The 13,588-nt window shown below is 48.9% G+C and carries 11 protein-coding genes; 4 read left to right on the top strand and 7 right to left on the bottom strand.

Annotation, left to right across the window (positions count from 1 at the left end):
• Positions 1 to 2 precede the first annotated feature (2 nt).
• On the bottom strand, positions 3 to 1,361 hold the full coding sequence (mnmE, locus tag JW881_19770; protein ID MBN1699763.1) for a tRNA uridine-5-carboxymethylaminomethyl(34) synthesis GTPase MnmE: 1,359 nt from the start codon (positions 1,359 to 1,361) through the stop codon (positions 3 to 5).
• A 269-nt stretch (positions 1,362 to 1,630) separates the two neighbouring features.
• Between mnmE and JW881_19765 the strand changes: the two genes are divergently transcribed.
• Together JW881_19765 and JW881_19760 are read left to right on the top strand one after the other, a co-directional pair.
• Positions 1,631 to 2,866 (top strand): ankyrin repeat domain-containing protein, encoded by a 1,236-nt coding sequence (locus tag JW881_19765; GenBank protein MBN1699762.1) that lies wholly within the window; start codon positions 1,631 to 1,633, stop codon positions 2,864 to 2,866.
• Positions 2,867 to 3,022: 156 nt separating this feature from the next.
• A complete protein-coding gene (locus JW881_19760; GenBank protein MBN1699761.1) occupies positions 3,023 to 4,555 on the top strand; it encodes a hypothetical protein in 1,533 nt (510 codons plus the stop codon).
• 133 nt (positions 4,556 to 4,688) lie between these two features.
• Here the strand turns inward: JW881_19760 and JW881_19755 are convergent, their stop codons facing one another.
• On the bottom strand, positions 4,689 to 5,213 hold the full coding sequence (locus tag JW881_19755; GenBank protein ID MBN1699760.1) for a hypothetical protein: 525 nt from the start codon (positions 5,211 to 5,213) through the stop codon (positions 4,689 to 4,691).
• Positions 5,214 to 5,319: 106 nt separating this feature from the next.
• Positions 5,320 to 6,078, bottom strand: coding sequence for a carbohydrate binding domain-containing protein (locus JW881_19750; protein ID MBN1699759.1), 759 nt, complete (start codon positions 6,076 to 6,078; stop codon positions 5,320 to 5,322).
• Positions 6,079 to 6,231: 153 nt separating this feature from the next.
• Between JW881_19750 and JW881_19745 the strand changes: the two genes are divergently transcribed.
• The gene (locus JW881_19745; protein ID MBN1699758.1) at positions 6,232 to 6,759 is read left to right on the top strand and encodes a hypothetical protein; all 528 of its coding nucleotides are present in this window, start codon (positions 6,232 to 6,234) and stop codon (positions 6,757 to 6,759) included.
• A 121-nt stretch (positions 6,760 to 6,880) separates the two neighbouring features.
• On the opposite strand, the gene JW881_19740 is transcribed toward JW881_19745, so the two are convergent.
• The 4 genes from JW881_19740 to JW881_19725 all read right to left on the bottom strand — a co-directional run bounded on the left by JW881_19740 (position 6,881) and on the right by JW881_19725 (position 12,017).
• A complete protein-coding gene (locus JW881_19740; GenBank protein ID MBN1699757.1) occupies positions 6,881 to 8,392 on the bottom strand; it encodes a hypothetical protein in 1,512 nt (503 codons plus the stop codon).
• A 74-nt stretch (positions 8,393 to 8,466) separates the two neighbouring features.
• Positions 8,467 to 9,132, bottom strand: a complete 666-nt coding sequence (locus JW881_19735; protein MBN1699756.1) for a hypothetical protein — start codon at positions 9,130 to 9,132, stop codon at positions 8,467 to 8,469.
• Positions 9,133 to 9,287: 155 nt separating this feature from the next.
• Complete coding sequence (locus tag JW881_19730; GenBank protein MBN1699755.1) at positions 9,288 to 10,643, bottom strand: hypothetical protein; 1,356 nt, start codon at positions 10,641 to 10,643, stop codon at positions 9,288 to 9,290.
• 12 nt (positions 10,644 to 10,655) lie between these two features.
• Positions 10,656 to 12,017 (bottom strand): hypothetical protein, encoded by a 1,362-nt coding sequence (locus JW881_19725; GenBank protein ID MBN1699754.1) that lies wholly within the window; start codon positions 12,015 to 12,017, stop codon positions 10,656 to 10,658.
• A gap of 285 nt (positions 12,018 to 12,302) precedes the next feature.
• Here JW881_19725 and JW881_19720 point away from each other — a divergent pair, with 285 nt between their 5' ends.
• Entirely contained in the window at positions 12,303 to 13,586 is a 1,284-nt protein-coding gene (locus JW881_19720) for a M48 family metallopeptidase (protein ID MBN1699753.1), read from the top strand.
• Positions 13,587 to 13,588 lie beyond the last annotated feature (2 nt).

Below are 13,588 nucleotides of genomic sequence, written 5' to 3'. Positions count from 1 at the left end.
TGTTATTTCCCGACACAAAAATGAGAGAACATCTCGGATAACACATCGTCCGATGTCACTTCACCGGTAATGGTTCCGAGTGATTCGATCGAATCCTGAAGACAGATTGCAAGAACGTCGAGCGGCAGCCCGTCCGAAAGCCCCTTTTCAAAGTCTCCGAGTGATGTGAGACATTTCTCGAGACATTCTTTCTGTCGTATAGAATCTATCACAGGTTCCCCCGTCATCTCCGGCGATGTACCGATCACGGTTTTAACAACCAGTTCGTTCAATTCGTCAAGCCCGTTACCGGTTTTAGCGCTGAACGGGATGAACCCGGGCGGGCAGGGGACGGAGGTCACGTCCGTTTTATTCCAGATAACGATGGTGTGGGTCTTTTTTTGATATGCTTCAATAAATCGTCCGGATTGTCCGGTCATTCCACAGCCCGCGTCGATGACATAGAGAAGGACATGGGCGTTTTCAATCAATCTGTCGGTCCGCCTGATTCCCTCGATTTCGACGGGATTATCCGTATCGCGTAATCCCGCAGTATCGTAAAGACGAACGGGTATTCCTTCGATAGAAATGACTCCCTCGATATAATCACGGGTTGTTCCGTGAATATCGGAAACGATCGCCCTGTCTTCACGAAGTAGTAAATTGAAAAGCGTGGATTTTCCTGCATTTGTGCTTCCCGCGATCACCATACTGATTCCATCCTGGATTATTTTCCCGGTCGCGTAGGTTGCAAGGATTTTCTTGCATTGATTAGCTATTTTTTCAACCGCTTTTTTCAGGTTACTATCGGCTTCGATTTCTTCATCAGGATAATCGATCTGTACTTCGATAGCGGCCAGAAGCGTGACACATTCCTTCTTGATTTCGTCGATCCGGTTTCGTATGCTTCCGGAAAGCCGGTTGAGGGCGAATGCGCGCGCTTTATCCGTTTGGGCCCGTATGATTTCGTTCACCGCTTCCGCCTGCGTCAGATCCATTTTTTTGTTGAGGAATGCACGAAGGGTGAATTCCCCCGGCCCCGCCTTGCGAAAGCCATGCTGTGTAAGAAGCATGATGATTCGCTGAATGATCGGGATGCTGCCGTGGCAGTACAATTCAACACCGTCCTCCCCCGTGTAACTTGAAGGTCCCCGGAAGACCGCAGCAAGTATTTCATCGATTTTTTCCAATGTGGAAGGATCAATGATGCAGCCGTGATGAAGGGCATGGCTTGAGGCGTTCGTAAGGTCACGTGTTCCCTTGAAGAGTGGTGCGAGGCGTGCAATGGAATCGGTACCTGAAGTCCGGATAACGGCAATGGCACTCTCTCCCGATGGCGAGGCTAATGCGACAATAGGATCTTCCGTCGAATAGGCTATCATGGTATGGTAAAAGATACATTCTTTTTTTATTGTGTGCAAGTGGAGATCTGAGCGGGGAGATTAATGAAGCCGCCCGATCGATCGTCCAGCCGGACATTTCGGTTCCGGCTGGGGATAGGATGAAGCGGGAAAACGGGGGACGGAGGTGATAAGAAATTTGAAAAAGCCCGGCATTGACAGTATCATATTTAACCTGTAAAAAGATATAAAGGCTTTTATTAGGACCGGTTGCCATTATAAAGAAAATAAAATCTTTGCAAGGAGATAATATGGAGCTCAAAACCGGAGATTTACATAAAGCTGCGGCGCAGTCCAATATCGATGACGTTGTCCGGCTTATCGGCCGGGGTGACGATGTCAATGCCGTCGACCTGAACGGCCATACGCCCCTGCACCTCTGTTCGGGCAATAATGGTATTCCCGTCGCACAGGCATTGCTTGATGCCGGGGCTAATATCGAGGCATTTTATGTCGATAAAAAACTGAATATCGGAACGCCTCTTCTCGAGGCGGCGTCTTCAGGAGATTCGGCGATGGCAGCATTTTTACTCGCAAAAGGGGCGGATGTGGAAGCGAAAAACCTGCTCCACCGGTCTCCGCTGGATATAACGTGTTACAGCGACAGGGGCGATCTGCAAACAGTCAAAGTCCTTCTCGAAGCGGGCGCGGATTGTGAATCCGTAAACAAGGAAGGTGAAACGCCGCTTTATTCGGCTTTGAGAAGCGGTAAAATCGACATCGCAGAGTATCTTATCTCAAAAGGCGCAAACATCCTTTTTAAAAAGCAAACAGGGCGGAATATTCTTTTCTGTCTTGCCGCCGCACTTCCACGTTATTGTTTTGATGCGGATATTGAAATCGACTCGGAAGGCGGTTTTGATACACGCATTAATTTTTTGGCGAACAATGGGATGAGTATCAGTATTGCGTATCAGGGCGACGGCATAGCGGATGAGTATATCAAGGACGGAGTGATCGGGGATGAGAAGGCGAAAGCGGAAGTGATCGAGCATTGTATTCCGTATCTTAATAAAAAAAAGGAATATATGCGTCTGGCCGGTTATTGTATTGAAAAGGGTGTCGATATAAGTGATACCGATCTCGAAACGGGCACGACCCTCCTCATGCTCGCCTGCGATGTCAACTGTCCCGTTGAGTTTATCGAACTGCTCGTCGACCGCGGCATCGATATATCCGCGAAGGATTCCTGGGGACTCACCGCCCTCCATTATGTCTGCAGGCAGGATAACATTTCGGTTCTGGAACTTCTTCTTGCGCATGGTGCCGATACGGACATAGCGGATGATATGGGATTTACTCCGCTTCATGAGGCGGCTGAACATAATAATTGCGAGGCGGTCAGGCTGCTTCTTGAAAACGGAGCGGATACATCAAAGGCGTTGACACAGGATTATGAAGTGTATAAGCAAGGATTCACCCCTTTGGATATCGCCAGCATAAAAGGCCATGAAGAATGCGCGTCTCTCCTGAAAGAAGGCCGATAGCGGTATTTCTATAGGACATATCTCCGATATTATCTGTTGAAAATTAAATTTTAAATCAGTGTTTCGCCTGCTGTACCGGTCACTGCAGTGTGATATAATTAGTTTCAAGGAATAATAATAAATCGGCAATAAAACAAAACAGGAGGATACGTACAAATGGAAAAAACAGTTTTAATAAAAAGAATGCTATTTTGTCTGCTGTTTATCTTGGTTATCGGCGGTTTTTCACTCTTTGCCCAATCCAATCCCGGACTCGGCAATGTCAATGACGACAATACCGTCAATATTTTAGATGCGCTTTTGATCGCACAGTATAGTGTCGGTCTTTCACCTGCAAATTTCAACACCACTGTGGCCGATGTCAATGGTGACGGCTCCATTACCATTGTCGACGCGCTCCTTGTCGCCCGGTTCTATGTGGGGCTTATTACGGAATTCCCGGTTCAGAATGTCACCGGGGAGGTGGAAATCGTCGCATCAGAACTATCCCGCAATACCTCCCCGAGCCTCCAGGAAAATGAACTGGCTCAGGCTGTCGACGGAATCAACGGCTTTGGATTCGATTGTTTTCATGTGATAAGGGAATCGGCGGAGGAAGCGTCGAATAATATATTTTATTCACCTGTCAGTATCTCATATGCTTTTGCCATGTGCTATGCCGGTGCCCGTGGGAGTACCGAATCGGAAATCGAACGGGTACTTCATTTTACCCTTCAGGGAGAACGCCTTCACAACGCCTACAATTCACTCGATCTCACCCTTACGAGCGAACAGGAAAATCCCGTCTCTGCAATGGGTGAAGATCTCAAACTTCATATCGTCAACAGTATCTGGGGACAGAAGGATTACTATTTTTATCCGGATTATCTCGATATCCTGGCCTACCATTACGGAGCGGGGATGAATACAGTCGATTTTTTCAATAACGCCGAGCAGTGCAGGCTTCTCATCAACCAGTGGGTAAGCGATCAGACCGCGGGGAAGATCAAGGATCTTCTTCCGGGCGGCTCCGTTACTCCCCTTACGAGGCTGGTGTTGACGAATGCCATCTATTTCAAGGCAGTCTGGTATTATCCCTTTGATGAAGATAATACGTATGACCAGACGTTTCATCTGCTTTCGGGAACCACAAAAGACGTCCCCATGATGCATCAGACCGTCAGTACCGTCTACTGCGACGTCCCGGGGCAATACCAGGCGGTGAAACTCAACTACCAGGGGACGAAGAAAAACTCGATGATTATCATTCTACCGGAAGAAGGAAGTTATACTTCCGTTGAAAGCGATCTCACCTATGACTCGTTCGGTGAGATTGTCGGTCAAATGACGGGCCACAAAGTGATATTGACCCTTCCGAAGTTTACCTGCCGTTGGGGTTCCTCGATAACGACCATGCTCATGGCACTTGGGATGACGGAATCATTTGACGCGACGTCGGCTGATTTTTCGGGGATTACGAATGAAGAAAAGCTTTTTATTTCCGATGTCATCCATAAGGCATATGTCGGAGTCGATGAAAATGGAACGGAAGCGGCCGCAGCGACGGCGATTGTATTGGCCGGCAGTTCGCCGAATCCTCCGACACCGCCTCCCGCGGTAACCATGACAATCGACAGGCCCTTTATTTTCTTCATTTATAATGAAAATACGGGGACGATTCTTTTTATGGGAAGGGTGATGGATCCGTAACAGGTGATAAATACGGGGAATGGAAGGATTTGTTGAATGTCTTCCGAAGAAAAATAAAGCCGCCGGCATCCGAAAATTGGATGCCGGCGGCTTTTTTTATCGTGAAAATACGGCACAACAGGATCTACGGAAACTACTCGATCTGGCCGATCTTTATTTTTGCCCCTGTTCCCTTCGGTTTGCCGACGATTCCCGTTTGCTCGTCATTCAAATTGATAATTTCGATATTGACCTTGATAAAGCCGGCGGACAGGGCTTTCCAGTGAATGGTCAGAAGATGGAGGTTTTGATTGGGTCCCTTCCCGTTTATATCATAACCCCCGACGTAAATTTTACCGGGATCTATTGTGTTGACCGCAGCCAGATAACCGTCCCGTCCCGCTTCAACGCCCTCCGTTCCTTTTGCGATATCGATTCCGATCATTTCAGGCGGATAGGTTATCAAAAACGCATATGCGGCCAGCCGCTGTTTCCCCGTATTGACGCGAATTGCGTGTGAAAACGTATCATCCACTTTGACTTCCGTTTCTTCGGGATCAAACCGGACGATGCCGGCGGAACCCTGATCTACGGTCCCGGTCGAGACACATCCCGGAAGAAAACAGACAATGATTACCGCACATATGCAGTAATACTTAAAATATCCTTTATTTATCATTTTGGTATATCCTCCATAAATTATATATCCTAAAATATTTCATTATCCGAATAATTCATTACCTATTCGTTCCCTGCGTCATTTTTTTTTCGGACGGCAGGGCGGCTTACATCTCGGAAACTTCGGCATCGTCGACATAAAAGTTGACGCCGGGCGGTGCGTCTTCGACATACATGACGAGTTCCTGCAGTTCGCCGCTGATGCTGCACATATAGCTTCCCCCGATTTTCGTCCATTCGGTGTTTGTCGCTTTTCCGGCCCCGATATTCGTATATTCGGCTCCGTTTCCGTCCACCTTTTTAACGGTAAGCTTGAGCATGGAGGATTTCGCGTTATCGAGTTGCGCCCATACTGATAACTTGTATTCCCCCCCGTCTTTCATTATGGAACTCAAATCAAGGGCGGGACCGTTCCATGGTTCGGTTCTGTCTGTAATATAGCCGCTGAAATCCCCGGACCGTACCTTGTCCGACGATACGGTCAGGACGCAGGACGGACCGAAGTTGAACCAGCCCTCCGTCCCCACTTCGAATCCGGGATTTGCCGCAAGGTTGGCTGCCGCCGATCCACCCTCGATATCGGTGAGAGAGGAAATAAGGCCCAATGCAAACCGGGCGATATACGACGAATCTTCCTCGTCGATTTCTCCGTTCCCGTTTATATCACCCGCTTCCTCGTTAATGGCCTTCTTGCCGACCCCGCCCGCTTCTCTGGCAACGAGAAGGGCGTCCACCATATCGGTAACACCGTCTTCATTGACATCCCCTTTTGTCGCACCGGACGACGCATCCGATGCGATCAGGCTGTACAAGGAAAAAAACAAGATCACCATACTCACCAACGTCAATGTTGTTTTCTTTACCATTTTCTCCCCCTTATGTATTTTGGCTTACGAATGATACCATTCGATTTTATAGTAAACATATATAACAAGGGCAATAAACCGGTTGATTTTTACCCTCATGTCAACTATACTTTTTATACGCTGTATTTTATAAAAAATCAAGGAGTCAATATCATGAGTGACAGTAATGATTTCGGTAGTGGCGGCGGAAACGATACGTCCCATTCAAAATATAACGGTGACGGCGACTTTCGCGACGAGACCGATCTTTCAGGCATGGATGTGGCATCTGCGAGGGAGTATGTCATGGCATATATTACGACCCTGAAACAGACACAACAGAAAATGAAGGAAACGGCGGCGGAACTTGAATTATGGCAGCAGCGGGTTTCCTTCGCGGCGGAGAGGGGCCGCCCGGATTTGCGAAGCGCTGCGGATATGAAAGTGAAAGAGATCTCGGATAGCCTGGAAAGACTACGGACGGAAGAATATGATCTTGCCGCAAAGACGAAAACACTCATCGAGAACCTGAAAAAACTGAAGGCCGGATTTGTCCCTTCCGTCGATGCCGAACAGCTTCAGGCCGAACTCGATATGATTACCGGGGAAAGAGACGAGGTGGCGGAAAAATTCAGGGAAGAGGATGCATTGAACGAACTTGAAAAATTAAAGCAGAAAATGAAAGATTCCGAATCGACTTAGGTTCGAGACCACAAACGCACAATCTCATCGGGGACCGGCGGCTGCACATCCTTATATAACGCCGGGGTGTGTCACCCGGATTCCCGATAGCGATCCCCCCTTTGTTTTGAGGGGGGTTTTTTTATCTCAGTTTGTTCTTAATTTCTTTGCCGATTTCTTCACCGAGTCTCCTGAATCCGTCCGACTGGGCCGTTTTTTCATCCGAGCCCATTGCGTTTACCGTTTTCACCACGGTAAGGAGAATTTCCCCGGACTCAAGATCGACAACCTGGATGGTGGCGGAACATTTTGCAAATGTTTTTCCGCTTTTTTCAGAGAAACTCAACACACGCGCCGTCCCGAAAACAGCACGCTTCACCTGGGATGCGTACTTGTTCGAGAGTATGGCGATAATATCGTAATCGCTTTTATCTTTGAGATCGCCCGGATTAAGGTTCAGAAGCCGTATTTTGAATCGTTCGTCGGTCAGTGTTCCCAACAGTGATGAAGCGGTTTCCGTTTTTTTCACAGCTTCGGCATCGACGTCGATATCCAGAATAACGATTCCCGTATCGATGTTTTTTGCGTTCGATTCAACCGCGAACGCGAATGTCGCTTTTTTGGAAATGATAAGGCTGTCGAGACCGTCGACCATTTCGCTGAATTCGGACGGTGTGTCCCAGAGGGGTTCCATGTACGAATCGAAATCAAGGGACATTTTTACATCGGCGGCTCCGACGAAATCGGGGATCGGGTGTTCGAACGAACAGATGCCGTTTTCATCGGTTTTCATTTTCTGTGATTTGTATCTGGTTTTACCCGCATTATTGATTTCCGTGTACCCCACATCGAGAACCACATCCGGAATGCCGGGCGAATCTTCGGACGCACCGGAGGTGACCTTGAGCATAAAGGGTTCAGGAAGACTCTGGCCCGCGAGGCCGGTGATGTTGTCGTTGAGCTTGATGAGGTTTATCTTTTCGACAGCCGATTTTGCCTTGTTGATATTCCGTTCAAACTTGATTTCGGCGTTTTCCACTTTCGAGGATGCCGCTGCCCCGGCCGCTTCCATGAATTTGATCGCGGCCTCGTAATATTTTCCGCTTCCGGCGAGCCGTTCGCCTTCCGCTTCCGGTCCCGAGATGGCTTCGTATTGTTCCTCGAATATCTTTCGAATCCGTTCCCGCTCCTTTTCCAGCTCTATCTTGTTGTATGCGGCAAGGATATACATGGTGAGCTTGCCGTCTTTTTCATGCGGAAGTTTTTCCTTGATCTCGAAACCCGTGACTCTCGCGCTTCCTTTAACCTTTACCGTCTGTCTGATATCGGACTCAAAATCGTCGAGGGAAGCAACGGCGGTCGAGGTGGTATCCGATGTTACCTGTACGCCGATGTACATGATGATCTGATCCATGAGATCCCGGATCGCATTGTCTTCGGCCGCAGAAATATCTCCCGTTTCACTCGAACCGGAGCCGATGAAGTACTTGTTTTTCGCATCGTCTTTCGGGGGATTGAAGAACCAGTCCGGGGCCGATTTGGCGGCCGTCTTTCCCGCATTCTCCTTTGACGGCGAAGAGCTGACACAACCTGCGAGGACGATAAACAGGCATATGACAATTCCAAAAACAGCCGTAAAAGTACATTTTGTCATTTTTTTTACCTCCTCAAAAAAAATGTACCCGGGAACCGCGTCCCCGGGTACTCTTCGTTTTATTTCGAATTTTTTCAGTCCAGAGAATCTCCCCAGGCTTCCATGACCCTGTCTTTCGCGCTTTTCTCTTCTTCCGTCTCCGGTTTCGCTCCATCATAAGCACGTTTTACCGCATCACTCAAAGATTTTTTCGGGATCGTGAAGAGAAAGAGGTAACGGTATTCCTCATGATCGACATTGCCGTCCTGATCGAAATAGCGTTTCCGCACCCAGAACTTTTCCTCTTCCCTGAAGCCCGAGAACTCGCCCTGTGACACGTTCTTTACCACCTGCTCCATGTAGGTTTCGATAAAATCCTTGTCTCCGGCCGCGGCGCCGACGAACTTCGACTGTACCTTGGTTTTGATGAAACTCGCGAGGGCATCGGCAGCGGAGAACTCTCTCGCCCACATCTCGATTCCTTCACGCGACTGGCCCGAATGGTCCTCGATAAAGACATAATAGCCGTCGTATTTCGGCATGGCTTCGAGTTCGGATGAGGTCATATCCACCCATTCCGGCACTTCACCGCCGAAATCACTTGTCTTGTGTTCGATAATCTGGGGCGGCGGCGGCGGGGCGGGTGTCGGTTTTGACGTGGAGCCGCCCTTGTCATCGGTGCCCTTTGCTTTTGTGCTTGTACAACCGAGCACGGCAAAAACCAATGCCGCGACGATCAAAACATGTAATATTTTGTTCATTTGTAATCCTCCTCTATCATGGTGATACATGGAAAAATGATCGTGAGGGCACAACCGCGATGATGCCGGATACCGTTGAACGCGACAATTTTCTTTCGAAAACCGCCTCAGGCATTCATCCCGATAACCCCCTCTATCTTGAGAGGCAACGCCTCCTATAATCCTGAATTAAAGGTAATCGTTTTACCCCGTGCGAGCACCGCGTACATTTCCTCCAGTTCGGAAATGGTTTCCGATGCGTCGTAAAACACGTTTTTGAGATCCTCGATGTCGCCGATAAAATAGACCGCGTACTTGAACTCGTCTTCCGTCTGATAAAGCAGATCGTACGATTTGATATCGTCACCGATTTTTTTCCAGAGTTTGCTCATAATCCTGTCGTTCGGCGGCTGCTGTATGACGATTTCATATCTGATACCGAGTTTCTTTATTTTGTCCATCATATTCTTGTTGATCTGTTCGAAGAGCTGCGGCATTATCTTCGAGTAGACGACGGCCTGGATCGAGGATAGCCGGGCCGCCTCCTCCGATACCTTGCTGAAGGACGCGTTGGTCCCGTGCTGGTTATAGGCGACCGACCCGACAAGCTCACCGGTCGACGCCTCGTATGCCTTCATCTGGACATTCGCCGTACCGTAGTATTTCCCGCCCGCCTCCGATCTGCCTTCGGTTTTTCCGTCGAACTCGATATAGACATCGGCATTCAGCTGCTGCGCGATCCACTGGATGATCGATATGGACCCCCCGGTCTCTTCTTCATAGACCATGATATTGTCCTCTTTCAGTTTTTCCGCTGTCGCGAAGTCGATCGCGGTTCTTCCGTTCGAGATGAGATAATCGTTGGCGAGGGTGATCGCGCCCTTGATATAGTAGGGATCCTCGGTCACCCCTTCTGCGAAAAAGACCAGGAAGGTCATTTTGTCGACGTACCGCTTGATATATTTTTCCTCTTCGCGGGTGAGTTCGCCGTATACTTCCTCATCCGTCACCTCACCCTCGTCCTCTTCATCTGCCTCACCTTCATCCTCATCGTCGCCTATCGCGATGACCGATTCTTCGGAGGCCTTTACCCCTTCAATGATGCCGTGGGCTTTCAGGGTGCCGGTGAGTTTCGCCAGATTGACCATGTACAGCGCTTCATAGACATACTCATCGTCCACCTTGTCCTTGCGGGTGCGTTCGATCATTTCAGCGAAATCACCCACATTGCGGGAATTGTAAATGATCTCTTCGAGTTTTCCCTTGTTGTCGGATTCCTTTTTCGCACCGATGATCTCGATGACCCCCTGTTTGACCGCTTCCGCTTTTGAAAGGCGCATCGCCTCGCCCAGCGATTCGCTTTTTCCCCCACCCGAATACTCTTTCTCTTCCGGCAGGGCGGGAAGCTTCGCCTCCGTACCCGTTTTCTCCTTTCCGGAAGCCTTTCTGGAAGAGGGCGGCTGTGAAACGCAAGACAGGGCTAAGACGAGAATGCCCGTCAACGCGATAATATATGCCGTTCGTTTGATCATTAATTGCCTCCCTTATAATTTAAAGACGACCCCGCAGCCGAGAAGAACCCCGCCGTAGTCGTTGAAAAAACTCGGGTAAATGGGAAACATATGCTGGTACCCCGCCTCTAACGTGAACTTCGCGTCCCGGGAAAAGAGATAATTGATGCCCAGCATGGCCTTGAATCCCAGGTGACTCAGGAATTTGTCGTCTTCATCCCCTTCTTCCCACGGATAGTAAAATCCAAGACCGCCCGCGATTGTCGGCGATATCTGCAGCCGGCCCATATAGAGATTGAACTCCGCCCCGATAAAGACATTGCCGGGAAAACCGTACAACAATGTTATCAGTTCGACGACCTCGTTTTTCGACAGTTTCGCGAACGGTATTTCAAAAAAGACGAGTGGTTTTACCGCGTACAATCCCAGACTCCATGTCGCCTTGAACCCGAGGACGAAGCTGAGCGGCAGATCTTCTTCCGTACTCTTGCTGAGGACATCCCAAAGCACGTGGCCGTACACCATGATATCCCCGCCGACACGGGGCACTTCAAGGAGCTGGTCGTTTTCCTCCGGCCGCCCGTAAAGGACAGTGGCCTCTGAGACCTCCTCGGACACGGATCTGACCAGGATGAGACCGGCGTGGCGTTCGCGTTCGAGACCGGACTTTAATTCTTCTTTCTTGACGATTTCAAACTCGAAGCCGGGCAGAATCCCCATATTCTTTCCCTTTTCGATCGTCACTCCCCCGGAATACACCTCGAGAACGCCGGTTTTGAGGGTGAAAATCGAAACACTCTTGATTTCAAAAGCGAGATTCAGAGGGATTCCCTCGATCGCGTCCTGAATAGCACTCTTTCTGTTTTTATCGCTTCCGTTCGAGGATACGGACGGTTTCGCTATCACCTGCATTGTACTCGCGTCGAGGATCGAATAAGAAGTTTTGATTTCGACCTCGTATTCTTTCAATTCACCGTTGTCCTTTTCCTTCCTGATGACATTGAAATAGGTAACTTCGGGGAGAATGACGATAAAGGATGAAATAAGCTGCTGGAAGTCCGCTTCGGTGAAAATAACACGGCCGTATGATACTTCTTCGGGAATTTCCACGTTCTGCTCCTTGAACTCCCGTATGCTATTGATGAATGACTGCAGATCGCTGTCTGCATCGAAGCGTTTGCGGACTTCGAGAACGTTGAACCGGCCGAGATTGATGAAGACGCTTCGTATTTCGGAATCGATGCTTCCGAGCACGTCATCGGGGATGTCCCACGCATAATAACTCAGATTAAAAATCGAAATATCCTGTTTTTCCGATACTTCCTGGGCATGGGTAAAAGAGAGAGTGAAACATATAAATATTAAAAGAAAACCGATATATTTTCCTTTCCTCATTTAACTGCCTCCTTGTGTTGTGTTTCACTACATAAGTATATGAGCCGGTAACCATTTTTCAAATTATTTTGGCGTAAAATCGGTAAAAAAAATCAGCATTGCCACTCAATGTATCCCACTTCATCCCGGATTTCCATAAATTTAACAATATTCAAAGAGAAAAAAAATACTTTGTCCCCAATATTTTATCAAAAGTTCATATCGGCGGATGCGGCCGGCTTCTTGACCATCCGGGGATTTTTTCATAGATTGTTTTCTTGTATAAAAAAGGAAAGAGAGGTTGCCATGACGGCCGGATTCATTCTCATTCTCTACCTTGTTCTTTTTGGCCTTCAATACATCTGGGAGACCGCGCTTTTATTGCTTAATATGAATCATGTCCGAAAACACAGCACCTCCGTCCCCGGGTTTGTCGATGCAATCGTCACCCCGGAGGAATACCGTAAATCCGTCGATTATACGTTGACGAGGTCCCGGTTCGCCCTTTTCTCCGAGACGGCATCGTCCGGCTTTCTTCTCGCGATTATTATTTCCGGCAGCCTGGGCGTCGTCGAGACGTGGCTCAAGGGATTGCACATCGAACCGTATACCCACGGTGTTCTTTTTATCATTATAGTCGCTTTAGCATTCAGGCTGTTCGGACTCCCTTTTTCTCTCTACGGACAGTTCGTTATCGAAGAACGATTCGGCTTTAACAGAATGACGAAAAAACTATTCTTTCTCGATATGCTCAAAGGCCTTTTTGTGTCACTCGTCATCTTTGTACCCCTGATCTACCTTCTCTTTTTTTTCATGGACAGGGCGGGGGATTTCTGGTGGATCGCGGCTTTCGCCGCCTTTACCATAATCCAGTTCGTTCTCACCCTCATCTATCCGGCGGTCATCGCCCCCTTGTTCAACAAGTTCACGCCCCTTCCGGAAGGCCGGCTCCGGGACAGGATATTCGAACTCGCGGAGAAACTGGATTTCAGGACAAGCGGAATTTTTATGATGGACGGAAGCAAGCGTTCCGCCCACAGCAATGCCTATTTTACCGGCATGGGTAAGGTAAAACGGATCGTCCTTTTCGACACCCTTATCGAGAGTATGGGGGAGGATGAACTCCTTTCCGTACTCGGGCACGAAATAGGGCACGAGAAACTCCGGCATACCATAAAAACACTTTTTCTCTCCCTTGCCGGGAGCCTGCTCGGTTTCTGGATCATCAGCCTTCTTCTCAATTTCGCGCCCTTTTTCCAGGCGTTCGGGCTCGAGGGACCCAGCTACCACACGGTTTTAGTACTGCTGATCTTCTGTTCGGGACCCTTTACCTTTTTCCTCACGCCGCTCGGTTCCCTCCTGTCAAGGAAATACGAATATGAGGCGGACCGGTTTGCCGTCAACGCGACCGGGAATCCGGGGCCGTTCAAGAACGCCCTCCTCACCCTGCACAGGGAAAACCTGAGCAATCTTACCCCTCACCCCCTCTACAGTTTCTATCACTATTCCCACCCTACGTTGCTCGAACGTATCAGGGCGATCGACGCCTTTGCAGAAAAAGAGGGTATCGGAGCGGTTCGACCTTCATGATT

This window comes from Spirochaetales bacterium (assembly GCA_016930085.1).
Taxonomy (GTDB): Bacteria; Spirochaetota; Spirochaetia; order SZUA-6; family JAFGRV01; genus JAFGHO01.
The sequence above is the reverse complement of the archived record's forward strand: the minus strand, read 5'-3'. Positions and strand labels throughout refer to the sequence as shown.